Source organism: Streptomyces desertarenae (assembly GCF_042681365.1).
In the GTDB taxonomy this organism is placed as follows: Bacteria; Actinomycetota; Actinomycetes; order Streptomycetales; family Streptomycetaceae; genus Streptomyces; species Streptomyces desertarenae.
This window is the reverse complement of the sequence record NZ_JBHUFU010000018.1, coordinates 54,511-78,233: the sequence shown is the minus strand read 5'-3', so window position 1 is coordinate 78,233 and position 23,723 is coordinate 54,511. Positions and strand designations below refer to the sequence as shown.

Genomic DNA, 23,723 nt, shown 5'->3' with positions numbered 1-23,723 from the left:
GCGGGAACCCTAGTCGGCGCCCCCGGGGCCGTCAGCCGGATGAGGAAGTGGTCACTCGATGGAATGGCTTTGGGTAAAGCTGGATGCGTTTCTGCGCCCGCCGGGGTGCCCGGTCACACGTCCCCGGCCGCCGCCGCCGCGATGTCGCTCCGGTGGTGCGAGCCGGCCAGCCGGAGGCGCGAGACGGCCCGGTAGGCGTGCTCGCGGGCCTCGGCCAGGTCGGTGCCGGTGGCCGTGACGGACAGGACGCGGCCGCCCGCGCTGACCACCCTCCCCTCCTCGTCCAGCCGGGTGCCCGCGTGGAGGACGTAGGCGCGCGGGGCGTCCTTCTCCGCGACCTCCGCCAGGCCCTCGACCGGGTCACCCGTACGGGGCGAGGCGGGGTAGCCCTCGGAGGCGACCACGACGGTGACGGCCGCGTCGTCGCTCCAGCGCAGCGGCGGGAACTCGGCCAGGCACCCGGTGGCCGCCGCGTGCAGCAGCCCCGACAGCGGGGTCTTCAGGCGGGCCAGGACGACCTGGGTCTCCGGGTCGCCGAAGCGGGCGTTGAACTCCACCACGCGCACGCCGCGCGAGGTGATGGCCAGGCCCGCGTAGAGCAGTCCCGAGAAGGGGGTGCCGCGGCGGCGCATCTCGTCCACCGTCGGCTGCAGGACGGTGGCCAGCACCTCGTCGGCCAGCTTGGGATCGGCCCAGGGCAGCGGCGAGTACGCGCCCATGCCGCCGGTGTTGGGGCCCTCGTCGCCGTCGTGGGCGCGCTTGAAGTCCTGGGCGGGCCGCAGCGGTACGACGCACTCGCCGTCGGTGACGGCGAAGAGGGAGACCTCGGGGCCGTCCAGGTACTCCTCGATCACGACCTGGTCGCAGGCGAGGGCGTGGGCGCGGGCGGCCTCCAGGTCGGAGGTGACGACGACGCCCTTGCCCGCCGCCAGGCCGTCGTCCTTGACGACGTACGGGGGGCCGAAGGCGTCCAGCGCGGTGTCGACCTCCGCGGGGGTGGTGCACACGTAGGAGCGGGCCGTGGGGACTCCGGCCGCCGCCATGACCTCCTTGGCGAACGCCTTGGAGCCCTCCAGCCGGGCGGCCTCGGCCGACGGGCCGAAGACGGCGACGCCGCGCTCGCGCACGGCGTCGGCGACCCCGGCGACCAGCGGGGCCTCCGGCCCCACCACGACGAGGTCGGCGGCCACCTCCCCGGCCAGCGCGGCGACGGCCGCGCCGTCCAGGGGGTCGACGGCGTGGAGGGTCGCCACCTCGGCGATGCCGGCGTTGCCGGGCGCGCAGTGCAGCGAGGTGACGTCGGGATCGAGGGACAGGGAGCGGCACAGGGCGTGTTCGCGGGCGCCGCCGCCGATGACGAGGACCTTCACGTCCTGCACCCTATCCATCCGCCGCCCCGCCCCGGCGGTCCGCCCGGAAGGCGGACGGGGCGGCTCGGAGCGGATGGATACGGGCGCGTGACAACCGCCAGGGGCGCGCGGCAACCGCGGCACGCTCTCACCCGTCCGGGTGAGAGGGGAGGGCCTGTATACCCAGAAGGCAGCCACGTATGGGCGGAAATACCGCGAAGGCGGAGAGGTCTCCCCCTTCTGGGGGGTAGGAAGGGGCCGCAAGCGGTCCGCGAGGTCCGGTCCGAGAGTGGTCCGAGCGAGGACTTTGTTGGGAGTGGCGGGTGAGTCAGCCGGATATGCGTCCCGGTTCGGGCGGCGGCACTGGGGGGGACGGGCACGGGGACCTGCTCGGACGGCCGTTCCCGCTGGGGGACTGGGGCGAGCCCGCCGAGCGGCTGGACGAGCTGTACCGGTGGGTGGAGGAGGAGGCCCTGCGCACCGCCGAGTGGTACCTGGCCGACCGGGTCCGCAAGCGCCGGGCCGCCAGGGTGCTGCGCGCCGGGACGGTCGCCGGGGCGGCGGCCGGGGCGGCGCTGCCGCTGCTGGAGCTGGCCGGCGCCGTGCCGGGCGCGGCCGCGTGGTCCTTCCTCGCCCTGCTGGGGGCCGTCGTGTGCGCCGGGTGCGACCGGTTCTTCGGGGTGACCTCGGGCTGGATGCGCGACATGGCCACGGCGCAGGCGGTGCAGCGCCGGCTGGAGGTGCTCCAGTACGACTGGGCGTCGGAGTGCGTGCGCGAGGTGCTGGGTCCCACCGAGGGCACGGCGAGCGAGGCCGCCGAGCGGTGCCTGGGGGTGCTGCGGCGGTTCTCGGAGGACGTGACCGAGCTGGTGCGGGGTGAGACGGCCGTCTGGATGGCGGAGTTCCGCTCCGGTCCGGCGCCGCTGCACACCCAGTCGCTGACCGCGTCCTCCTGGCGGTCGCGCGCCGAGGGCGCCGCCTCGCCCGACCGGTCGTCGCGCTTCGCGATGCCGCCCGGCGTGCGTCCGACCATGCCGCGGCAGCGGCCCCCGGAGGGGCCGCGCTGACGGTGCCGGCGGCCGGGGCGGCGCTCCGGCCGCCGGGGTCAGCTGAAGACGATCATGGAACCCTGGGCCAGGCTCCGGGTGGCCGCCGCGTGCAGCCCCAGCCACACGTGCCGCTCGCGGGCGAAGGGCCCGCCGTCGTGCCCGATCGGGGCGGCCGGCTCGTCCAGTTCCGTGGGGCGGGCGGGCGGCGCCGGGGCGGGCGGCGGATTGGACGGGTCGATGCCCAGGTGGGGGGCGACCGCCTCCAGTTCGCGCAGCAGCCCGTGGCTGGAGCCCAGCGGGCCCCCGCCGGCCAGCAGTTCCTCGTCGGAGAGGGGGTGGGCGAAGTCGACCGGGACGTACGCGCCCGCGTGGTCGTAGTGCCAGACCAGGTGCGACTGCTGCGCCGTGGGCGCGAACATCTCCAGCAGCTGCTCGTAGTCGCCGCCGAGCGCGTCGACCGGGGTGACCTCCAGGCCGCACAGCTGCAGGAGGTGGGCGCGGCGCAGGAAGTGGAGCGCGTCGTAGTCGAAACCGGCGACGGGCGCCACGTCCCCCGACAGGCCGGGCACGTAGCCGTAGACGGGCACCGGCGGCAGCCCGGCCGCGCTCAGCGCCCTGTCGTACACCGCGAGTTCCTCGGCGAAGGGGTTTCCGGGACTGTGGCACAGCACGTCCACGAGCGGTACCAGCCAGAGGTCACAGGCCAACGGGGCTCTCCTTCGCGGGACGGACGGCGGGCGGAGGGGCGGCCGGCCCGCACCGGCGGCGGTCACCGGCCGGAACAGCGTAGTGCCGTTCGGCCGAGCTTTTCGACGAGTGCGGCGGCGTACTCGTTGGAGGAGGCGACGATGCGTCCGGCCGCCTCGGCGTCCCCGCGCTCGACCGCGTCGACCAGCTCGCGGTACTGCGCCCACAGCGAGTCCCGCAGCCCGGGGTGCCCGCGCAGGTGGGGCACCACGAAGACCCAGCACTGCACGCGCAGCCGGTCGAGGAACTCCGCTATGTAGGGGTTGCCGACCAGGTCCCCCAGCTCGCGCCAGAAGCGCAGGTCGTAGCCGATGAGCACGTCCAGATCGCCGGCCAGGGCGGCCCGCTCGGCGGCCTCGGCGCGGCGGCGGACGGAGACCAGCCGCTCGTCGTCCGGGTCGGGGGGCGTGACGGGGGACGCGGCGCGGGCGAAGACGGACTCGGTGACCAGGGCGCGGGCCTCCACCATGGCCCGGTAGTCGTCGGGGGTGAAGACGTGGACGCGGAAGCCGCGGTGCTGCTCCACGTCCAGCAGGCCCTGCGCGGACAGGTCGACGAGGGCCTCGCGCACCGGCGTGGCGGAGACGCCGTACTGCTCGGCGATCTCCTTGACGGTGAAGCCCCTGCCCGCCGGGAGCCGCCCGGAGAGCACCTCGTCGCGCAGCGCGTCCGCGATCTGCGCGCGCAGCGTACTGCGCCGGATCACGGCCTCCTCCTCGCGGCCCGGACCGTCCGGGCGCCGGCTCTGCCGCTCATCCGTGCTCCGCCTCCCGGTCCTGCGTCTGGCGGCCGGTGCCTCCCGGCCCGTCTCCCCGGCCTCCGGCACCGGCCGGTTTCCGGGGGTAGCCTAACCCGGCGAACATTGACAGCATCCTGACTAAATGACAGGATGTTGTCATAGATGCCGGGTCCGGCCCGAGGAGGAGCCATGGGAAGCAAGACCCTGCACGTCGCCGTCTACGACACCTTCGCCGACTGGGAGGCCGCCTACGCGGCCACCGCGACGGCCGGCGCCGGATACCGGGTGGTGTACGTCGGCGAGAGCGGCGAGCCGGTGGTCAGCATGGGCGGCATGCGCGTCGAGCCCCACCTGTCCATCGCCGAACTGCGCCCCGAGGACAGCGCGATGCTCGTCCTGCCGGGAGCGGACGCCTGGGAGACCGTCCTCCCGCCCTTCGCCGCGGCGGCCCGCCGCTTCCTGTCCGCCGGGGTACCGGTCGCGGCGATCTGCGGCGCCGTGACCGGCCTGGCCCGGGAGGGGCTCCTGGACGACCGGCCGCACACCGGCGCGGCCGCCGGGGTGCTGGCCGCCACCGGCTACCGGGGCGGCGCCCACTACCGCGAGGCCGACGCGGTGACCGACGGGGACCTGATCACCGCCGGCCCGACCGAGCCGGTGGCGTTCGCCCGCGAGATCATGGCCCGGCTGGAGGTCTACCCGCCCGAGGTGCTGGACGCCTGGTTCCGGCTCTTCCGGCACTCCGACGCGGCCGCGTACGAGGTGCTGGCCTCCCACGACGCCGGTGCCGGGGACGGGCGGGACGGCGGGGCGGCATGAGCGCTCCCGACCTGCTGTCGGGGACGGCGCTGGCCGTCTTCCGGCTCAACGGCCAGTTCCTCTCCGCGGCCGAGCGGCTGGCCCGGCCCGCCGGACTGACCGCCGCGTGGTGGCAGGTGCTGGGCGCGGTGCTGCGCGAGCCGCTGCCGGTCTCCGGGGTGGCCCGGGCCATGGGCGTCACCCGGCAGAGCGTGCAGCGGGTGGCGGACCTGCTGGTCGAGCGGGGGCTCGCGGCCTACGAGCCCAACCCCGCACACCGCCGCGCCAAGCTGCTCGCGCCCACGCGGGAGGGGCGCGCGGCGATCGCCCTGATCGGCCCCGGCCACGCGGAGTTCGCCGCCCGGCTCGGCGAGGCGCTGGGCGGCGAGGAGGAGTTCGCCCGGGTGCGCGACGCACTGGAGCGGCTGTCGGCGGCCCTGGACTCGCTGGACGCCCCGGTGGCACCGGGCGGGACGCCGAAGGCGTGAGCCGAGGGCGCGCTCCGGAGGAGGAACGCAGGCGGGGGCGCGCCGTCGCAGCACGGCACGCCCCCGCCCGTCGTCCGGCCCCGCCCCGGCCGGAGCCGGGGCGCGGGGATCAGAGGAACGAGTTGATCTGGATCGTCTCGTCGCGGCCCGGACCGACGCCGATCGCGGAGATCGGCGCGCCGGACATCTCCTCCAGCGCCTTCACGTAGGCCTGCGCGTTCTTCGGCAGCTCCTCGAAGGTCTTGGCCCGGGAGATGTCCTCCGACCAGCCCGGCAGCATCTCGTAGACCGGCTTGGCGTGGTGGAAGTCCGTCTGGCTGTACGGCAGCTCGTCCACCCGCCGGCCGTCGACCTCGTACGCCACGCACACCGGGATCTGCTCCCAGCCGGTGAGGACGTCGAGCTTGGTGAGGAAGAAGTCGGTGAGGCCGTTGACGCGGGTGGCGTACCGGGCGATCACGGCGTCGAACCAGCCGCAGCGCCGGTCGCGGCCGGTGGTGACGCCGCGCTCGCCGCCGATGGTGCGCAGCTTCTCCCCGTCCTCGTCGAACAGCTCGGTCGGGAACGGGCCGGCGCCCACCCGCGTGGTGTACGCCTTGAGGATGCCGATGACGCGGTTGATCCTGGTCGGCCCCACGCCCGAGCCCGTGCAGGCACCGCCCGCGGTCGGGTTGGAGGAGGTCACGAAGGGGTACGTGCCGTGGTCCACGTCCAGCAGCGTGCCCTGGCCGCCCTCGAAGAGGACGACCTTGTCCTGGTCGAGCGCCTCGTTGAGGAGCAGCGTGGTGTCGCAGACGTAGTCGCGCAGCTTGTCCGCGTAGCCCAGCAGCTCCTCGACGACCTGGTCGGCGAGGATGGCGCGGCGGTTGTAGAGCTTGGCGAGGACCTGGTTCTTCTGGTCGAGGGCCGCCTCGACCTTCTGCCGCAGGATCGACTCGTCGAAGAGGTCCTGGACGCGGATGCCCACCCGGTTGATCTTGTCGGCGTACGTCGGGCCGATGCCGCGCCCGGTGGTGCCGATCTTCCGCTTCCCCAGGAAGCGCTCGGTCACCTTGTCCATCGTCGTGTGGTACGGCGTGATCAGGTGCGCGTTGCCGCTGATCAGCAGCTTGGACGTGTCGACGCCGCGCTGGGCGAGCCCGTCCAGCTCGGAGAGCAGGACGGCCGGGTCCACCACGACGCCGTTGCCGATCACCGGGACGCACTCCGGGGAGAGGATGCCGGAGGGGAGGAGGTGGAGCGCGTACTTCTGGTCGCCGACGACGACCGTGTGGCCGGCGTTGTTGCCGCCCTGGTAGCGCACCACGTAGTCCACCGAGCCACCGAGCAGGTCGGTGGCCTTCCCCTTGCCCTCATCACCCCACTGAGCCCCGAGCAGCACAAGTGCGGGCACAGGCGTACACCCCTTCCGGTCGGGGCATGTCCAACGTGCGTGTCGGCCGTACGCCGGCCGCGCTGGCCAAGAAACGTCGGACCGGTGCCCCGAATCGACGAAGCCCCTGGCGCAACAGCGGCAGGGGCTCTTGCACCGAGAGATTACCGGACTCCTCCGACGGGAGGCGAACGCGGCGGCCCGGCCGCGCCCCGGCCGGTCCCCGTCCGGACCCGCCGCCCGTCCCGATCCGCCGCCCGCCCCTCTCTCCCTTCCCCTCCCTCCCCTCCGACCACCGACGAGATCCGGCCATCTCCCGGCCACCTCCGATCCACCCCGCCGGCCCCGGCCGGCCGCTCCACCGCTCCACCGTTCCACCGCCACCCCCCCACGCCACCCGCCTCGCGCCGCTCCGGCCCGAACCGCCGGAGCGGCGCGACGACCCGTAGGAAGGACCGAGGTGCCGGTTCCGCATCCGCTGCTCGTGCTCGTCGACCCCCAGGCCCGCCATGCGGACGGCGAGTCCGTACGGATCGCCCGGGACGTCCTCTCGGCGGGAGCCCCGGGAGTGAAGGTGTGCCTGCCCGAGGGCCCGGAGGAGACCGCGCGGGCACTGGCCCGCCGGGGCCGCCGCCGCCCGGTGCTGATCGGTGACGACCGCGCCCTGCTGCGGGCGGTGCGGCTGCTGCACCTGGAGCGCGGGCTCGCGGACTGCGCGCTGGCGGTGGTGCCGGTGGGAGGGCCCGGATCGGTGGTGCTGGCCGGACGGCTGGGGCTGCCGCTGGACGCGGTGCGGGCGGCGCGGACCGTGCTGGAGGGCCGTGAGCGCCGCTTCGACCTGCTGATAGACGACAGCGGCGGGGTGGTGCTGGGGGGCCTGCGCATCCCACCGGTGCGGGAGGGGGAGCGCGACGCCCGGGAGGAGCCGGGGGACCGCGGGGAGGGGGCGCGCGGCCCACTGGACCGCTACCGCTCCCTCGTCCGCACCCTGGCCCGGCCGCCGGCCCCGGACCCGGGGCCGGCGCGGCTGCGCGTGGAGGCCGACGGGGTGGTGCTGGCCGACCTGGACCGCCCGGTGGACCGGGTCTCGCTCAGCCCCGGCGACGGCGGCCTGGCGGACGTGGTGGTGCGGCAGCGGTCGGCGGACGGTCCGCTGCGGGTGCGGGCGCGGACGGTGACGGTGTCCGGGCCGCACTTCCGCTACCGGGCCGACGCGGTGGTCTCCGGCCCCGTCCTCACCCGCACCTGGACGGCCCACCCCTCGGCGCTGTGCCTGACCGTTCCGGCCGATCCGCCCGCGCCGCCCGTCCTCCCGCAGCGCCAGGCACCGCCCGGTTCCTGACGGCCCGCCTACCGGGCCGGACGGGGGTCACGCGGAGGCCGCGGGCCTCCTCCGGTCCTCGCCCCCGCCGATCCCCGCGGCCTCCCGGTGGGCGTACCAGCGCTCCATCATCCGGGACAGCTCGCCGCGCATGAAGGCGAAGAACTCCGCCGTCTCGGCGAGCCGCCGGCCCGCCCGGCTGTCGGGGCCGACGGCCTCGATGCCCTGCCCGAAGGTGGCGGCCCAGCGCCCCAGCAACGCGTCGCGGTCGGCGATCGCCTCGTACCAGGTGTCCGCGTGCACGCGGTAGCGCTCGCGGCGCGATCCGGGCTCCCGCTCCCGGGTCACCAGGTGCACCTGGGAGAGGTACCGGACGGCGCCGGAGACGGCGGCCGGGCTGATGCGCAGGCGCTCGGACAACTCGGCGGAGCCGAGCACGCCGGAGTCCTCCGCCAGCAGGCAGGCGAACACCCGCGAGGCCATGCGCTGCATGCCCGCCCCGGCCAGCTCCGCGGCGAAGCGCTCCACGAAGTCGGAGACCTCCGGAGGGTAGGGGTCCGCGCCCGTACCGTCCTCGTCCCCCGGCTTGTTCGACTGTTCGTTCACCACGCGACCATCCTCCCAGGATCCGGGGGCCGGGCCGTCCGGGTGTTTTCCAACTTCACAAATTTCTGAAAGAAGCGTACGTTCATCACCATGACGCAGGCAACCACCGCCATCTCGGTCTCCGGCCTGGTGAAGACCTTCGGCCGGACCCGCGCACTCGACGGTCTCGACCTGGAGGTCGAGACCGGAGAGGTCCACGGCTTCCTCGGCCCCAACGGCGCGGGGAAGTCCACCACCATCCGCGTCCTGCTCGGACTGCTGCGCGCCGACGGCGGCACCGCCCGCCTGCTGGGCGGCGACCCGTGGCGCGACGCCGTCGGGCTCCACCGGCGCCTGGCGTACGTACCCGGCGACGTCACCCTGTGGCGCAACCTCTCCGGCGGCGAGGTCATCGACCTCTACGGGCGGCTGCGCGGCGGCCTCGACCGCCGCCGCCGCGACGAGCTGCTGGAGCGCTTCGAACTGGACCCCACCAAGAAGGGCCGCACCTACTCCAAGGGCAACCGGCAGAAGGTGGCCCTGGTCGCCGCCTTCGCCTCCGACGTGGAGCTGCTCGTCCTGGACGAGCCGACCTCCGGCCTCGACCCGCTGATGGAGGGCGTCTTCCGGGAGTGCGTCGCCGAGGAGCGCGCCCGCGGCCGCACGGTGCTGCTGTCCAGCCACATCCTCAGCGAGGTCGAGGCGCTGTGCGACCGGGTCAGCATCATCCGCCGGGGCGTCACCGTCGAGAGCGGCTCGCTGGCCGACCTGCGGCACCTGACGCGCACCTCCGTCACCGCCGAACTGGCCGCGGAGCCCGACGGGCTCTCGGGCCTGCCGGGCGTCCACGACCTGTCGGTGCAGGGCAGGCGGGTGCGGCTCCAGGTGGACACCGACAAGCTGGACGCTGTGCTGCGGCGGCTGACCGAGTCCGGCGTGCGCAGCCTGACCAGCACCCCGCCCACCCTGGAGGAGCTGTTCCTGCGGCACTACCGGGACGGCGGGGACGCCGGCGCCCCGGAGGGCGACGCGGCCCTCACCGCCTCCGGCGGCAGGGACGGCGGAGAGGTCGTGGCGCCGTGACCGCCCTGGCCCCGCCGCGGACCGCCGCGGACCGCACCGGCGCCTCCCGGCACGACCTGGCCGGCACGGGCGCGCTGCTGCGGCTGGCGCTGCGCCGCGACCGCGTGCTGATCCCGGTGTGGGTGCTGGTGCTGGCCCTGCTCGCCGTGCAGAACGCCGCCGCCGTCGAGCAGTTCTACCCCACCGCCGCCGAACGGGCCGAACTGGCCGCCTCGATGAACGCCAACACCTCGATGCGCGCCCTGTACGGCCCGGCGTTCAGCAGCTCGCTCGGCGGCCTGGCCGTCTGGGAGATGCTCACCCTCGGCAGTGTGCTCGCCGCCCTCATGAGCATGATCGTCGTGGTGCGGCACACCCGCGAGGAGGAGGAGACCGGCCGCCAGGAGATGCTCTCCTCCGCGATGGTCGGCCGCCGCGCACCGCTCACCTCCGCGCTGCTGGCCGCCGTCGTCGCCAACGCCGCGGTCGCCGCCCTGGTCGCCCTCGGCCTGCTGGGCTCCGGACTGCCCGCCGCCGGTTCGCTGGCCGCCGGGCTCGCCCTGGGCGGCACCGGACTGGTCTTCGCCGCCGTCGCCGCGCTGGCCGCCCAGCTCACCGAGAGCGCCCGGCTCGCCAAGGGGCTGACCGGCGCGGCGCTCGGCGCGGCGTTCGTGCTGCGCGCCGCCGGGGACGCCGACCGGGCCGACGGCTCCTCGCCGCTGGCCTGGGCCTCCCCGCTGGCCTGGGCGCGCAACCTGCGGCCGTACGCCGACGAGAGGTTCTGGGTGCTGCTGCCGATGGCCGCCCTGGCGGTGGCGGGCGCGGCCGCCGCGTACGCACTGGCCGGACGGCGCGACATCGGCGCCGGCCTGCTGGCCGCCCGTCCCGGGCCGGCCGCCGGCCGGATCGGCGGCCCCCACGGGCTGGCCTGGCGGCTCCAGCGCGGCTCGCTGCTGGGGTGGGGGACCGGGCTGGCACTGGCCGGGCTGGTCTTCGGCGGGATGGCCGAGGGAGCGGGCGACCTGCTCGGCGACAACCAGCAGAGCCGCGAGATCATCGAGCGGATGGGCGGCGCCCAGGGCATCACCGACGCCTTCCTGGCCGCCATGGCCGGACTGTTCGGCATGATCACGGCCATCCAGGCGGCGGGCGCGGTGCTGCGGATGCGCGGCGAGGAGACCTCCGGACGCGCCGAACCGGTGCTCGCCGGTGCCGTGCACCGGCTGCGCTGGGCCGCCGGGCACCTGCTCGTCGCCTTCGCCGGATCGGCCGCCCTGCTCGCCGTCTGCGGCCTGGCCATGGGCACGGGCTACGGTCTGGCGGCGGGCGAGCCGGGCGCCGTGTGGCGGGTCACCGGCGGTGTGCTCGCGCAGGTGCCCGCCGTGTGGGCGCTCGCCGGTGCGACGGTGCTGCTCTTCGGGGTCCTGCCCGGCGCGACCGGGGCCGCGTGGGGGCTGGTGGGCGGCGCGCTCGTCCTGGGCTGGCTCGGCCCGGCGCTCGACCTGCCGCAGCCGGTCATGAACCTCACGCCCTTCACCCACCTGCCGAAGCTGCCGGGAGGGGACCCGGCCGCGGCGCCGTACCTGTGGCTGCTGCTGGTGGCCGCCGCCGCGACGGCCGCCGGGCTGGCCGCGTTCCGCCGCCGCGACGTGGGCTGACGGAAGCGGGGCCGGCGGGCGGCGGCCGGGGCGGGCGCATTCCGCCGTACGGCGCAGCTGCGTCACCCCGGCCGCCGCCCGGGGATGCGGGACGGCGGGGACACTGCTCGCATGGGGGACGGCGTACAGACGTGCACCCGAGCGTCAGGAGGTCGCCCCCATGCAGTCCCCGCTCCCCCGGCGGTCCGCACCCCTGGCCCCGCCCCCGCGAGGCGTGCCGCCCTCCGCACCGCACCCGTGGGACCGGTGCGCCCCGGAGGGCCCGCGGACCGCCCGGGACGCGCACGGCCGGGTCCGCGCCCTGGCCGCCGGCACGGCCGCCGCGGTCCTGGTGCTGGCCGCCGCCACCACCGCCACCGCGGCGGACGGCGCCGGGACGGGCCCCGCCGACGGCGGGATCACCCTCAGCCCGGACGGCGGCGCAGGGGGCGCCTCCGTCGGCGTCCGGGCCGTGTGCGCGCCGGGCGGACGGGGCGGCGTCGTCTCCTCGCCCGCCTTCGAGCGGACCGTCGGACTGCACCGCGCCGAGGGCGGACCGGCCCGGGAGAGACGGGCCGTCGCGACCGTGCGGCCGGATCTGGACGCCGGCCGCAGCTATCCGGTGGTCGCCGTCTGCGGCACCGGGGAGATGCTCTCCACGTCCTTCGTCCACACCGGTGTCCGGGCCTCCGCGCGGGCCGGGGCCGTGGACCTCCTGCCCCCGGCACCGGTCGTCGGCGGCGGCGTCGCGCTGGCCGCCCTGGCGGGCGGGCTGCTGGTGCTGCGCCGCGCCGGACGGCGCCGGGAACGGGAGCGGCTGGCCGCCTGGGTGCGCCGGGTCCGCACCGCCGAGGCCGAGCAGGAGGCCGAGCGGGGCAGCACGCGGATGTGAGCGGCCCGGCCCGGCGGCAGCGGTCCCGCCGCCGGGACCGCTGCCGCCGTCAGCGCCCGGCCTTGATGCGGTCCTCCTGGAGGGAGGTCAGCCGCAGCGCCACCAGGATCGCCAGGACGGCGGCCGGAACGGTCAGCAGGTCCGTGAAGAGGGAGAGGGCCACGGTGCCCTCGGCGTCGCCCACGGTGCCGGCCTCGTACCAGACCTCGCTGTTGACCCACCAGCCCAGGAACACCGTCAGCCACAGCGTCCACCAGCCGTTGAGCAGACCGCGGTTGCTGCTCCTGCGGGGGCCGTACCAGGCGGCGTGGGAGGAGGCGGGATCGCTGTGGTCGCAGACGTCGTTCATGATCTGCTTGGGCATGAAGAAGCAGACGACCGGCACGAACCAGGCACCGATCGCCCACCCCGGGTGGTACCGCACCCGCCCCGGCGCGAACACCTCGGCGTTCGCGCGGATCCGCCAGAACCACGCCACCCACAGCGCGACCGAGGGCAGGAAGAACAGCATGTTGAGGACCAGCATCACATCGGTGGTGGTGGTCATCGCGTCGATGTCGAGGCCGCTGGCCTCCAAAGTGGCCGAGCCCCCCGAGAAGCCGGACGAGGAGACCTCGTCCAGGTCGTTGGAGATCCCGAGGTCGACGAAGAACTTCACGCCCGTGCACAGCAGCAGCGCGCTCAGCGCGGCGCACAGTGCGAGCGACAGGCCGCGCGCCGAGCGGGCGACGCGCGTCCCGGCCCCGTTCGCGGCCGGGTAGGGCCCGGTGGCCGGGGGCGGGGGCGTGGAGTGCCAGGGCTGCGTGTGCGGCGCGGGCCGCTGGTAGGGCCCGGCGGCCGGCGTCGGCCCCGTGGGACCCGGATGCCCGGAGGGACCCGCGTGGTACGCCGGCTGCGGCGGGACGGTCGGGGGCGCGAAGGGCGCGTACCCCGACGGGCCCGGTCCGGGCGGCGGGGTGCCCGGCACGGCGGGCGGCGGCGTGGCGGGCGCCGCCGGCGCGGACGGCCCGGCGGCGGCCCCGGCCGGGTGCGGGGCGAAGGCCGCGGCGTCCGGGTCCTCGCTGTCCAGGAGCTGCACGGCGTGGCGGCCGAGCTGGGCCAGCACCTCGCCGGGCAGCCACGTCCCGCCGCCCTGCGGCGCGTGCTCCCTCACCCGGGCGGCCAGGTCGTCCAGCGGGGGCCGGGCGGCGGCGTCCTTGACCAGGCAGTCCCGCACCAGGGCGCGCAGCGGCCCGGACAGGCCGGTCAGGTCGGGCTCCTCCTGGGCGATGCGGAACAGCAGCGCGTGGAAGCCGCTGTCGGCCGTGCCGAACGGCAGCCGCCCGGTGGCGGCGTAGGCGAGCACCGCGCCCAGGCAGAAGATGTCGCTGGCCGGGGTGACCCGCTCGCCGCGCACCTGCTCGGGGGACATGAAGCCCGGGGAGCCGATGACCGCGCCGGTCTGCGTCAGCCCGCTGGAGGTGACCGAGTCCAGGGCGCGGGCGATGCCGAAGTCGATCACCTTCGGGCCGTCGATCGTCACCAGCACGTTCGACGGCTTCAGGTCGCGGTGGACCAGCCCGGCCCCGTGGATCGCCCGCAGGGCCTCCACCAGTCCGGCGGCCAGCGCGTACACCGAGTGCTCGGGCAGCGGGCCGTAGTCGGTGTCCACCACCGCCTGGAGGGAGGGACCGGCGATGTAGCCGGTGGCCACCCACGGCGTGGCGGCCTCGGTGTCGGCGTCCAGCACCGGCGCCGTCCACGCGCCGCCCACCCGCCGCGCGGCGGTGACCTCCTTGGCGAAGCGCTCCCGGAAGTCCGGCCGGCGGGCCAGCTCCTCCTGGACCACCTTCACCGCGACCGTGCGGCCGCGCTCGGAACGGGCCAGGTAGACCCGTCCCATCCCGCCGGCCCCGAGTCTGCCCAGCAGTCTGTACGCGCCCACCCAGCGCGGATCCTCGGCCCCCAGTGGCTCCATCGCGCGCGGCTCCTCCCCGTTCACCTCGTCCGTCGAGGATAGAGGTGCGCACGCGCCCCGGGGGCGGCGGCGACCGTTCCGTGACCGGTTCGACCGGCGACGGCGGCCCCGGGGCGGCCGGACCGGGCCGCGCCGGAGCCCTCGGCCCCGCCCCGCCCGCCGGCCGGTCAGCCGCCCGGGGTGACCAGTCCCGACTCGTAGGCGAAGACGGCGGCCTGGGTGCGGTCGCGCAGCCCCAGCTTGACCAGCACCCGGCTGACGTGGGTCTTCACCGTGGACTCGGCGACGACGAGCCGGCCGGCGATCTCGCCGTTGGACAGGCCCTGGGCGACCAGCGCCAGCACCTGCGTCTCCCGCTCGGTCAGGTCCCCGATGCGCTCCTTCAGCGGGGCGCGCGGCCCGGCGGCCGAGGCCAGGCGGGAGAACTCCGCGATCAGCCGCCGGGTGACCGCCGGCGCGAGCAGCGCGTCGCCGCCCGCCACCGTCCGCACCCCGTCGGCGAGTTGCCGGGCGGAGGCGTCCTTGAGCAGGAAGCCGCTCGCCCCGGCCCGCAGCGCCTGGTAGACGTACTCGTCCAGGTCGTAGGTGGTCAGGATCAGCACCCGGGCGGCGGCGCCGGAGGCGCAGATCTCGCGGGTGGCCTCCAGGCCGTTGAGCTGCGGCATCCGGATGTCCATCAAGACCACGTCCGGGGCGAGTTCGGCGACCTTCTCCACGGCCTCGCGCCCGTCGACCGCCTCCCCCACCACCTCGATGCCGGGCTGGGCGTTCAGCAGGACGGAGAAGCCCTCCCGGACCATCATCTGGTCGTCGACGATCACCACCCGGATCACGCGGGCTCCCCGTCCGCCCCCACCGGCTCCGCCTGCTCCACCGGCAGGAACGCCTCCACGGCGAACCCGCCGTCCTCGGTCGCCTCCGCCACCAGCTCGCCGCCGAGCATCGCCGCGCGCTCCCGCATCCCCAGCAGCCCGTGCCCGGCCCCCTGGGACGCCTTCGCCGGCCCGTCGGGCGGGCCGTTGACGATCCGCAGGCCGAGCCCGACCGGCACGTACCCCAGCTCGACGCGGGCGCCCGCGCCGGGCGCGTGGCGCAGGGTGTTGCTCAGCGCCTCCTGCACGATGCGGTACGCGGACAGCTCCACGCCCTGCGGCAGCGGCCGGGCGCGCCCGGTGGTCACCGACTCCACCTCCAGCCCGGCGCGGCGCACGTTCTCCAGCAGGTCGTCGAGGTCGGCGAGGGTGGGCTGCGGCGCCTCCGGCCCCCACCCGTCCAGGTCGCCCGGCAGGTCGGCCCGCACGACCCCCAGGACGCGGCGCAGCTCGGTCAGGGCGGTGACGGCGTTCTCCCGGATGCCGGCCAGGGCCGCCACCAGCTCCTCGGGCGGGTCCTGCACCCGGTAGGGGGCGGCCTCCGCCTGGATGGCGACGACCGACATGTGGTGGGCGACCACGTCGTGCAGCTCGCGGGCGATGGTGGTGCGCTCCTCCAGGAGCGTGCGCCGGGAGCGCTCCTCCTCCACCACCGCCACCTGCTCGACGACCTGCCGGCGCGAATCGCGCCAGCCGCGCACGGCGAGCAGCAGGGTGAGGGCGATGCCGGAGACCACCGCCATGGCGAAGGCGACCCCCGACCCGCGGTGGGGGTCCGCCGCGGCGACGAGTCCGCCGACCAGGGCGGTCAGCAGCCACATGTGGGCCGACACCCGGGGGCGGGTGCGGGCGGCGACGACCAGCATCACCGTCAGGTGCGCGACGAAGGAGACACCCGTCCAGGGCCAGGCGTTCCAGGCGGAGTCGGCGACCGCCGCCGTGAACACCATGCCGCCGAGCGACAGCCAGAAGGCCCCGACCGGCCGGAAGACCATCACGACCAGGGGCACCCCGAGGAACAGGGCCCGCACCGGGCCGCCGTCGCCGGGGAAGGACTTGGCGACCTCGACGAACATCAGCAGCAGCGCCAGCCCCACGGCGGCCAGCTGCGGCAGCCGGCGGACCGGACCGCGCACGAGCGCGGGCAGCCGGCGCAGCAGGACGTGGTCCTCCGGCACCGGTGGCAGCGGCCGGAACGCGAAGGCCCCGGCCACCAGGTCCGCGCGCAGGCAGCGCAGGGCGTCGCGGGCCATCCGCAGCTCGGTGGGCTGCCGGGAACCGCCGGTCACGGTGGTCTTCGTCGTGTCGGTCACGGGAACGACCCTAGGGACCGCGGGCGCACCCGTCGTCCGCCCCCGGTCGCATCCTCCCCCGTCCCCCTCAGGTACTACGCGCGCCGAGTCAGCTCCGCCGCGAACCGCCCGAAGGCGGCCGTGCCGGGGGTGACGGCCGCGTAGTGGCCGGTGCCGGGCAGCTCGACCAGCCGGGCGCCGCGTGCGGCGGCGTAGCGGCGGGACAGCTCCACGGGCACGTCCGCGTCCTCGGTGCCGTGGAGCAGCACCGTGCGGACGCCCGCCTCCTCCGGCGGCGGCAGCAGCATCGGGTCGGTCTCGGGCAACCGGTCCGCGACCCGGTCCGCCCCGCCCAGCAGTCCGGCGACCGCGCCGCCGCTCAGTCGCAGCTCGTGGGCGCGGGCGAGGTCGGCGACCGGGGCGACGGCGACGACCGTCCCCGCGACCAGTCCGCGGGCGGCCGCCCACAGCGCCAAGTGGCCGCCCGCCGAGTGGCCGGCCACCGCCCGCACCTCCCCGAGCCCGGCCAGGTGCGCCAGGGCGGCGGCGACGTCCTCGAAGGTGCCGGGCCAGCCGCCGCCTCCGCCCACGCGCCGGTACTCCACCAGCGCCACCCGCAGTCCGTGGGCCTCTGCCAGGGCGGCGGCCGGCGGGGACAGGTGGGCGCGGTCGTACGCCTCCCGCCAGAAGCCGCCGTGCAGGACGGCCACCAGGGGCCCGTCCGGAGGGCCGTACAGGTCGACCACCTGCGAGGGGTGGGGCCCGTACCGCTCCGTGGCGGGCGGCGCCACCGGGGCCAGGCCCAGCAGCGCCGCCTCCTCCGCCGCGTTGACGGACCCCTCGGTCATGCGGCGCGTTCCGCCAGCACCTCGCCCAGGACGCGGGCGGCCCGCTCGGCGTCGGCGAACGAGGTGTACAGCGGGGTGAAGCCGAAGCGCAGCACGTCCGGGCGGCGGAAGTCGCCCACCACGCCGCGCGCGATCAGCTCGGCCATCACCTCGTCGGCGTCCGGGCAGCGCAGCGCGATCTGGCTGCCGCGCCGGGCGTGCTCGGCCGGGGTGACGCACTCCACCCGCCCGGCCGGGGCGTACGCCTCGACACAGCGCAGGAAGAAGTCCGTCAGGGCCAGGCTCTTGGCGCGCACGGCCGCGATGTCCACGCCGTCCCAGACCGTCAGGGCCTCCTCCAGCGCCAGCAGGGAGAGGATGTCCGGCGTGCCGACCCGGCCGCGCACCGCGCCGTCGGCGGGCTCGTACGCCGGGCTCATGCCGAACGGGTCGGCGTGGGAGTTCCAGCCGGGCAGCGGCGAGTCGAAGCGCTGCTGGAGGTCGCCGCGGACGTACAGGTACGCGGGGGAGCCCGGACCGCCGTTGAGGTACTTGTAGGTGCAGCCCACCGCCAGGTCCACGCCGTGCTCGTCCAGGCCGACCGGGAGGGCGCCGGCGCTGTGGCACAGGTCCCACACGGCGTACGCCCCGGCCTCGTGGACGGCGGCGGTGATGCCGGGCAGGTCGTGCAGCTCGCCGGTGCGGTAGTCGACGTGGTTGACCAGCACGGCGGCGGTGCGCGGCCCGACCGAACCGGGGATGCCCTCGGCGGGCAGGGCGCGGACGGCGGCGCCGGTCAGCCGGGCGGCGGAGGCGGCGATGTAGCCGTCGGTGGGGAAGGTGGTCTCGTCGACCAGGAGGTCGGTGCGGGCCGGATTGTCCTCCCGGGCCATCCGGACGGCGGCGACGACGGCCTTCAGCACGTTGACACTGGTGGAGTCGCCCACCACGATCCGTCCCGGCGCGGCGCCGACCAGCGGGGCGATCCGGTCGCCGACCCGCTCGGGCGCGGTCCACCAGCCGGACTCCGTCCAGGAGCGGATGCGCAGCCTCCCCCATTCGCGCTCCACCACGTCGGCGACGCGGGCGGGCACGCTGCGGGGCAGCGCGCCCAGGGAGTTGCCGTCGAGGTAGACGACGGTCTCGCCGTTCTCGTCCTCCAGGACGAAGTCGGCGCGGCGGGCGGCCAGTCCGTCGGCGGCGTCGAGCTTCGCCGCCTGCTCGCGCAGTGCGGTGCCTTCCGTGTTCCCCGTGGTCTCAGACATGGCTGCGGGCCGTCCACAGCTCGGGGAAGACGTTCTTACGGGCCCGCTTCTCCAGCCAGGCCACCCCGGCGGAGCCGCCGGTGCCCGGCTTGGAGCCCATCGCGCGGCGGGTGGCGACCAGGTGGTCGTTGCGCCACCGCCAGACCTGCTCGGCCACCTCGGTCAGCGCCTCGCCCAGCCGCGCCGGCTCGCTGTCGGGGTCGCCGGAGTAGATCCGGGCCCAGACCGCCTCGACGCGCTCGTCGGGTTCGTAGCGCCGGGAGACGTCCCGCTCCAGCACCTCGGCGGGGACGTCCTCGCCGCGGCGGGCGAGGTAGCGCAGCACCTCGTCGTACAGGCTCGGCTCGTGCAGGGCCTTCTCCAGTTCGTCGTGGACGCGCGGGGCGCCGCGGTGCGGGACGAGCATCGACGCGGACTTCTCGCCCAGCAGGAACTCCAGGCGCCGGTACATCGCGGACTGGAAGCCGGAGCCCTCGCCGAGGGCGCCGCGGTAGGCGTTGAACTGCGCCGGGGTGAGGTGGGCCAGCGGCTCCCAGGAGGCGTTGAGGGAGTGCATCTCGTGGACGGAGCGCCGCAGGGCGGCCAGCGCGGTGCGCAGGTCGTCCTCGCGCAGCGCCCGGCAGGCGACCGTCCACTCGTGGACGATCACGGTGAACCACAACTCCATGACCTGCGTGGTCACCAGGAAGGCCATCTCCCCGGGGTCGTCGGAGAGGGGGTGCTGGAGGTGGGTGAGGACGTCCGCCTTGACGTAGTCCTCGTACGGCGTGGTGCCCGCGAAGTCGAGGTGGGGCTCCTCGGGGACGGTGTCGGTCCCGGGGCCGTTCCCCGACGGCTGGGGTGTCTGTGCTGCGGACATGCGTGGTTCTCCTTGCGCGCTCGCCCGGGGTCGCCGGGCCTCCTCAGCAGATCATCGGTTCGAGGCCCGGCGACGGCAAGGGCGGGACGGGAAGCCGTCAGGAGAGCGTGGCCGCCGCGGTGGGCGAACTCTCCTTCAGGAAGGCGGTGCAGCGCTCGTACTCCTCCTCCTCGCCGATGGCCTTCGCGGCGCGGGCGAGGGCGTGCAGGGCGCGCAGGAAGCCCCGGTTCGGCTCGTGCTCGAACGGGACGGGGCCGTGGCCCTTCCAGCCGTTGCGGCGCAGGGCGTCCAGGCCCCGGTGGTAGCCGGTGCGGGCGTACGCGTACGACTCCACGTGGCGCCCCGCGGCGAAGGCGTCGTCCGCGAGCTGGGCCCAGGCCAGGGAGGAGGCCGGGTACTTCGCGGCGACCTCGGCGGGCGCGGTGCCCGCGGCGAGCAGTTCGCGGGGCTCGGGGTCGTCGGGGAGGCGGGTCGGGGGCGGTCCCCCGAGCAGGTTCTCGTGAATGGCCATGGCCCCAGTCTGCCTGGTCCCCGGTGGCGCGCGGCGACGTGCCGCGACATGCCGGCGGGCCCGGCGCCGTCGCGCCGGGCCCGTCGGACGGGGTGCCGTGCGAAGGGGCGGCGGGAGACTCCCGCCGCCCCGGCGGCTCACTTCAGGCGGGTGCCGGTGGAGCGCAGGTCGGCACAGGCCTTGACCACGCGCTCGGCCATGCCCTTCTCGGCCAGCTTGCCCCAGCTGCGGGGGTCGTAGGTCTTCTTGTTGCCGACCTCGCCGTCCACCTTCAGCACGCCGTCGTAGTTGCGGAACATGTGGTCCACCACCGGGCGGGTGAACGCGTACTGGGTGTCGGTGTCGAGGTTCATCTTCACCACGCCGTTGTCCAGCGCGGTGGCGATCTCCTGCTCGGTGGAGCCGGAGCCGCCGTGGAAGACGAAGTCGAACGGGCTCTGCTTGCCGAACTTGGCGGCCACGCCCTCCTGGAGGTCCTTCAGCAGCTCGGGGCGGAGCACGACGTTGCCCGGCTTGTAGACGCCGTGGACGTTGCCGAAGGAGGCGGCCAGCAGGTAGCGGCCCTTCTCGCCCAGGCCCAGCGCCTCGGCGGTGCGGATGGCGTCCTCGACGGTGGTGTACAGCTCGTCGTTGATCTCGTGGCTGACGCCGTCCTCCTCGCCGCCGGTCGGGGTGATCTCGACCTCAAGGATGATCTTCGCGGCCTTGGCGGCGGCCAGCAGCTCCTGGGCGATCTCCAGGTTGTCGGCCAGGGTCTCGGCCGAACCGTCCCACATGTGGGACTGGAAGAGCGGGCTCAGACCCGACTCGACGCGCTTGCGGGAGAGCTCCAGCAGCGGCCGGACGTAGCCGTCCAGCTTGTCCTTGGGGCAGTGGTCGGTGTGCAGGGCGATGTTGACCGGGTACTTCTCCGCGACGATGTGCGCGAACTCGGCGAGCGCCACCGCACCGGTCACCATGTCCTTGTTGTACTGGCCGCCCAGGAACTCGGCGCCGCCCGTGGAGATCTGGATGATGCCGTCGCTCTCGGCCTCCGCGAAACCGCGCAGCGCCGCGTGGAGCGTCTGCGACGAGGTCACGTTGATGGCGGGGTAGGCGAACTTGCCTGCCTTCGCCCGGTCGAGCATCTCGTTGTAGACCTCGGGGGTTGCGATGGGCATCTGTCCGCTCCTTGGGGTGCGAAAGCTGTTCGGCTCTGGTGTGGGTCAACGGAACGACGTCATCGTCGACCCCATCCTTCCAGACGGGCGTGGAAGCTCCACCCTCGCGTCCGGGCGGACGGCCGCGCCGCGGTCGGCCGCCCGGGGCGGGCCGGACGGCCGGCGCACCGCGCCGCGGCGGAGCGGGCCCAGCACACCCCCGACCGGGTCACGGAGGGTCACCGTTTCACGTGAAACAGTGAGCCACCCGGCCTCCCCCGGTTGCCCGCCCGGCGGGGCGGGTCACTCCAGGCCCAGGTCCTGGAGCCCGTAGGCCTGGTAGTAGGGGAGCCCGGCCCGCTCGATCGCCGGGGCGGCACCGCGCTCGACGATGACGGCCACGCCCACGACCTCCGCACCGGCCTCCCGCAGCGCCTCGACCGCGGTGAGGACCGAACCGCCCGTGGTGGAGGTGTCCTCGACCGCCAGCACCCGGCGTCCGGCCACGTCCGGTCCCTCGATGCGGCGCTGGAGGCCGTGGGCCTTGCCCGCCTTGCGGACGACGAAGGCGTCCAGCTTCCGGCCGCGCGCGGCGGCGGCGTGCAGCATCGCCGCGGCGACCGGGTCGGCGCCGAGGGTCAGACCGCCCACCGCGTCGTACTCGACGTCGGCGGTCAGGTCGAGCAGCACCTGCCCGACCAGCGGGGCCGCCTCGGCGTCCAGGGTGATCCGGCGGAGGTCGACGTAGTAGTCGGCCTCCTTGCCGGAGGAGAGGGTCACCCTGCCGTGGACCACGGCCTTGTCCTTGATCTGCTGCAGCAGCTTCTCGCGCGCGTCGCTCATGCCGACGAGCCTAAGCCAGGCCCCCGGCCCGCTCTCCGCGCGGCCTTCGGTCCGGTCCCGGCCCGGTCCCGGTCCGCCCTCAGTCCGGGCGCCGCCACGACCAGGTGGTGGACACCTCCAGCGGATCGATGGGCGTGACCAGGCGGGGGTGGCTGTTGAGCCCGTCGGGCGGACCGGTCTGCGGCTCGACGCAGACGGCCTCGGCCTGCTCGTCGTAGACCACCACCCACTCGGCGCGGCTGGTGACCTTCAGCTCCAGCTCACCGGGCCAGGTCAGCGTCACGTCCACCCCGTCCGGCATGCCGAAGCAGTCGTCCCACGGGCCCGGCCGGGGCTCCACCCGGCGACCGGTGGGGAGGTGGTCCTCCCCGCGCTCCTCCTGCCAGGCGGGGGAGAAGTCCAGCTCGACGTCCCGGCCGCCGCGCCCCAGGTTCCGCAGGAACCAGGGATGCCAGCCGGCCTGGGCCGGGAAGGAGTCGCCGATGGTCTCCACGCCGAGGGTGAGGGTCAACCCGCTGCCGTCCTCGGCCAGTTCGACCACCTGGGTCACGCGGCCGGGCCAGGGCCACGGGTCGGTGAGGTCGCGGTAGAAGGACGCGGTCCGCTCGTCGCTGCGGGCCGTCCGCCAGGGGACGTTGCGCACGGTGCCGTGGATGGCGTGCTCCCCGGCGGTCACGGGGAGCTGGTAGCGCTCACCGCCGTTGAGGAAGCGCCCCTGGCGGGTCCGGCCGCACCAGGGGGCCATCACGAACGAGCCGTACCTCTCGCCCTGCCTCAGCACCTCCGTGCCGCCGATGCGCAAGGAGGAGATCCGGCAGCCGTTCTCGGGGTCGACGGTCACCTCGGCGTCGCCGGCCCGCAGCCGCACTCCGCTGTCTGTGTCATGGGCCTCTTGGACAGTCACCCCATGACCTTAACCGCGGACGTCACGGCGGACCCGGCAACCGGCGGCCGTGCGGGCGACGCCTCCGGGTGCGGCGGGGCCCGCGGCACCCGGGACGGGACGCGGCGCCCGGGTCAGCGGCGGCGGCGCAGCACCCGTCCCACGACGACGGCCGAGGCCAGCACCAGCGCGGCGGCCGGGGCGGCCCAGCGCAGCACGGCCGCGGCGGGGTCGTCCCCCGCGGGCGGGGGCACGGGGGCGTAGCGGCCGCGGGGCGGCGCGTGGTCCACCTCCTCGGCGCTGCGGCCGATCATCGTCCGGCGGGCGTGGGCCGCCTCGGCCTCGGCGGGCTCCACCGGCTCCCCGTCCAGGTCGTCGTCCAGGCCCTCCAGACCGTCCAGGCCACCGAGACCGTCGAGGCCGCCGGGACCGTCCAGGCCGCCGAGACCGTCGAGGCCGTCCGCGAGTTCCCCGTGCACGACGGCCTCCGCGTCCTCCCCGCCGGTGCCGCCGCGCTCGTCGCCGGACTCCTCCGCGTCCTGCCCGGCGGTCCTGCCCCTGGCGTCCGCCGAGGCGGGGGTGTCGGGTGCGGGGATGCCCGGGATGACGGGCTCGTTGTCGTCGGGCTCACCGATCCCGCCGGGTGCGGCGGACGCGCCGCCGGCGTCCGCCGGGCCGACCGGGTCGGCCGCCATCCCGGCGGCCAGCTCCCCGCCGAAGCGGTCCAGCAGACGGCGGCCCGCGGCGGTCCGCTGCTTCTCGTCGAACTCGGTGATCCGCCCGTCGCCGCGCAGCCCGGCGGTGCACACCAAGGTGGTGCCGTCGCCGTCGTCCGCCGGCCGCGGCAGCACCGTCAGGGTCAGCTCCACCGAGCCGCCGCCCCGCGCCTCGGCGCCCTCGCCCCGCACGGTGTACGCCCGCTCCGCGCCGTCCCCGTCGCCCGGGCCGGAATCCCGCGGGACCAGGCGGAGGCTGCCGCGGTAGGTGATGCTGGAGCCGCCGATCCGCACCCGCAGTCTCCCGCGGAGCACCGCGCCGCCCCCGGGCCCCTCGCCCGGTTCCGGCCGCCCGTCGGGCTGGAGCCCCGGAACGCAGCGCGCGATCCGCTCCGGGTCGGCGAGCGCCGCCCGTACGGCTCCGACGGCGAACGGAACGTACACCTCATGCTCCATGGGGCGGAGCCTACCCAGTACCTCCTCCGCGAGTACCCGGTCGGGCGGACATCGGCACGTCGCG

23 protein-coding genes are annotated in these 23,723 nt (G+C 75.6%); 7 read left to right on the top strand and 16 right to left on the bottom strand.

Annotated features, from left to right (window positions below):
* Positions 1-113: 113 nt before the first annotated feature.
* Entirely contained in the window at positions 114-1,370 is a 1,257-nt protein-coding gene (gene purD, locus ACFSJS_RS24120) for a phosphoribosylamine--glycine ligase (protein WP_380903878.1), read from the bottom strand.
* Between the two features lie 302 nt (positions 1,371-1,672).
* Between purD and ACFSJS_RS24115 the strand changes: the two genes are divergently transcribed.
* Positions 1,673-2,416 carry an SLATT domain-containing protein gene (locus ACFSJS_RS24115; RefSeq protein ID WP_380903876.1) on the top strand — a complete coding sequence of 248 codons (744 nt, stop codon included), beginning with the start codon at positions 1,673-1,675 and terminating at the stop codon, positions 2,414-2,416.
* Between the two features lie 38 nt (positions 2,417-2,454).
* Here ACFSJS_RS24115 and ACFSJS_RS24110 read toward each other — a convergent pair whose 3' ends face one another.
* Complete coding sequence (locus ACFSJS_RS24110; protein ID WP_380903874.1) at positions 2,455-3,105, bottom strand: hypothetical protein; 651 nt, start codon at positions 3,103-3,105, stop codon at positions 2,455-2,457.
* 62 nt (positions 3,106-3,167) lie between these two features.
* Entirely contained in the window at positions 3,168-3,851 is a 684-nt protein-coding gene (locus tag ACFSJS_RS24105; protein ID WP_380903872.1) for a GntR family transcriptional regulator, read from the bottom strand.
* Between the two features lie 222 nt (positions 3,852-4,073).
* Here ACFSJS_RS24105 and ACFSJS_RS24100 point away from each other — a divergent pair, with 222 nt between their 5' ends.
* The gene (locus tag ACFSJS_RS24100) at positions 4,074-4,703 is read left to right on the top strand and encodes a DJ-1/PfpI family protein (RefSeq protein WP_380903870.1); all 630 of its coding nucleotides are present in this window, start codon (positions 4,074-4,076) and stop codon (positions 4,701-4,703) included.
* Positions 4,700-5,170 (top strand): MarR family winged helix-turn-helix transcriptional regulator, encoded by a 471-nt coding sequence (locus ACFSJS_RS24095; RefSeq protein WP_380903868.1) that lies wholly within the window; start codon positions 4,700-4,702, stop codon positions 5,168-5,170. Before ACFSJS_RS24100 ends, ACFSJS_RS24095 begins: the two co-directional genes overlap by 4 nt.
* 109 nt (positions 5,171-5,279) lie before the next feature.
* On the opposite strand, the gene ACFSJS_RS24090 is transcribed toward ACFSJS_RS24095, so the two are convergent.
* A complete protein-coding gene (locus ACFSJS_RS24090) occupies positions 5,280-6,563 on the bottom strand; it encodes an adenylosuccinate synthase (RefSeq protein WP_380903866.1) in 1,284 nt (427 codons plus the stop codon).
* Positions 6,564-7,002: 439 nt separating this feature from the next.
* Between ACFSJS_RS24090 and ACFSJS_RS24085 the strand changes: the two genes are divergently transcribed.
* Complete coding sequence (locus tag ACFSJS_RS24085; protein ID WP_380903864.1) at positions 7,003-7,884, top strand: diacylglycerol kinase; 882 nt, start codon at positions 7,003-7,005, stop codon at positions 7,882-7,884.
* 27 nt (positions 7,885-7,911) lie between these two features.
* Here ACFSJS_RS24085 and ACFSJS_RS24080 read toward each other — a convergent pair whose 3' ends face one another.
* Positions 7,912-8,469, bottom strand: a complete 558-nt coding sequence (locus ACFSJS_RS24080) for a GbsR/MarR family transcriptional regulator (RefSeq protein WP_380903922.1) — start codon at positions 8,467-8,469, stop codon at positions 7,912-7,914.
* A 90-nt stretch (positions 8,470-8,559) separates the two neighbouring features.
* On the opposite strand from ACFSJS_RS24080, the gene ACFSJS_RS24075 reads away from it, so the two are divergent.
* The 3 genes from ACFSJS_RS24075 (at position 8,560) to ACFSJS_RS24065 (ending at position 12,039) form a co-directional block, all read left to right on the top strand.
* Positions 8,560-9,531, top strand: a complete 972-nt coding sequence (locus tag ACFSJS_RS24075) for an ABC transporter ATP-binding protein (protein ID WP_380903862.1) — start codon at positions 8,560-8,562, stop codon at positions 9,529-9,531.
* Positions 9,528-11,168 carry an ABC transporter permease gene (locus ACFSJS_RS24070; protein ID WP_380903860.1) on the top strand — a complete coding sequence of 547 codons (1,641 nt, stop codon included), beginning with the start codon at positions 9,528-9,530 and terminating at the stop codon, positions 11,166-11,168. Before ACFSJS_RS24075 ends, ACFSJS_RS24070 begins: the two co-directional genes overlap by 4 nt.
* A gap of 160 nt (positions 11,169-11,328) precedes the next feature.
* Entirely contained in the window at positions 11,329-12,039 is a 711-nt protein-coding gene (locus tag ACFSJS_RS24065) for a hypothetical protein (RefSeq protein WP_380903858.1), read from the top strand.
* A 49-nt stretch (positions 12,040-12,088) separates the two neighbouring features.
* On the opposite strand, the gene ACFSJS_RS24060 is transcribed toward ACFSJS_RS24065, so the two are convergent.
* From ACFSJS_RS24060 to ACFSJS_RS24010, 11 genes are all read right to left on the bottom strand, one after another.
* Positions 12,089-13,996 (bottom strand): protein kinase domain-containing protein, encoded by a 1,908-nt coding sequence (locus ACFSJS_RS24060; protein WP_380903856.1) that lies wholly within the window; start codon positions 13,994-13,996, stop codon positions 12,089-12,091.
* A gap of 167 nt (positions 13,997-14,163) precedes the next feature.
* Positions 14,164-14,829 (bottom strand): response regulator, encoded by a 666-nt coding sequence (locus ACFSJS_RS24055; protein WP_380903854.1) that lies wholly within the window; start codon positions 14,827-14,829, stop codon positions 14,164-14,166.
* Complete coding sequence (locus ACFSJS_RS24050) at positions 14,826-16,181, bottom strand: sensor histidine kinase (RefSeq protein ID WP_380903852.1); 1,356 nt, start codon at positions 16,179-16,181, stop codon at positions 14,826-14,828. Before ACFSJS_RS24050 ends, ACFSJS_RS24055 begins: the two co-directional genes overlap by 4 nt.
* A 74-nt stretch (positions 16,182-16,255) precedes the next feature.
* Complete coding sequence (locus tag ACFSJS_RS24045; protein ID WP_380903850.1) at positions 16,256-17,008, bottom strand: alpha/beta hydrolase; 753 nt, start codon at positions 17,006-17,008, stop codon at positions 16,256-16,258.
* Positions 17,005-18,252: a kynureninase gene (gene kynU, locus ACFSJS_RS24040; RefSeq protein ID WP_380903848.1), complete on the bottom strand. Its 1,248-nt coding sequence runs from the start codon at positions 18,250-18,252 to the stop codon at positions 17,005-17,007. The genes ACFSJS_RS24045 and kynU overlap by 4 nt, the downstream gene beginning before the upstream one ends.
* Positions 18,245-19,111 (bottom strand): tryptophan 2,3-dioxygenase family protein, encoded by an 867-nt coding sequence (locus ACFSJS_RS24035; RefSeq protein WP_380903846.1) that lies wholly within the window; start codon positions 19,109-19,111, stop codon positions 18,245-18,247. Before ACFSJS_RS24035 ends, kynU begins: the two co-directional genes overlap by 8 nt.
* A 97-nt stretch (positions 19,112-19,208) precedes the next feature.
* On the bottom strand, positions 19,209-19,622 hold the full coding sequence (locus tag ACFSJS_RS24030) for a DUF3151 domain-containing protein (RefSeq protein WP_380903844.1): 414 nt from the start codon (positions 19,620-19,622) through the stop codon (positions 19,209-19,211).
* A gap of 137 nt (positions 19,623-19,759) precedes the next feature.
* Positions 19,760-20,782 carry a class II fructose-bisphosphate aldolase gene (gene fbaA, locus ACFSJS_RS24025; RefSeq protein ID WP_380903842.1) on the bottom strand — a complete coding sequence of 341 codons (1,023 nt, stop codon included), beginning with the start codon at positions 20,780-20,782 and terminating at the stop codon, positions 19,760-19,762.
* A gap of 282 nt (positions 20,783-21,064) precedes the next feature.
* Positions 21,065-21,604, bottom strand: coding sequence for an orotate phosphoribosyltransferase (pyrE, locus tag ACFSJS_RS24020; RefSeq protein ID WP_380903840.1), 540 nt, complete (start codon positions 21,602-21,604; stop codon positions 21,065-21,067).
* 79 nt (positions 21,605-21,683) lie between these two features.
* Entirely contained in the window at positions 21,684-22,508 is an 825-nt protein-coding gene (locus ACFSJS_RS24015) for an aldose epimerase family protein (RefSeq protein WP_380903838.1), read from the bottom strand.
* A 113-nt stretch (positions 22,509-22,621) separates the two neighbouring features.
* Positions 22,622-23,659: an SRPBCC family protein gene (locus ACFSJS_RS24010; RefSeq protein WP_380903836.1), complete on the bottom strand. Its 1,038-nt coding sequence runs from the start codon at positions 23,657-23,659 to the stop codon at positions 22,622-22,624.
* Positions 23,660-23,723 lie beyond the last annotated feature (64 nt).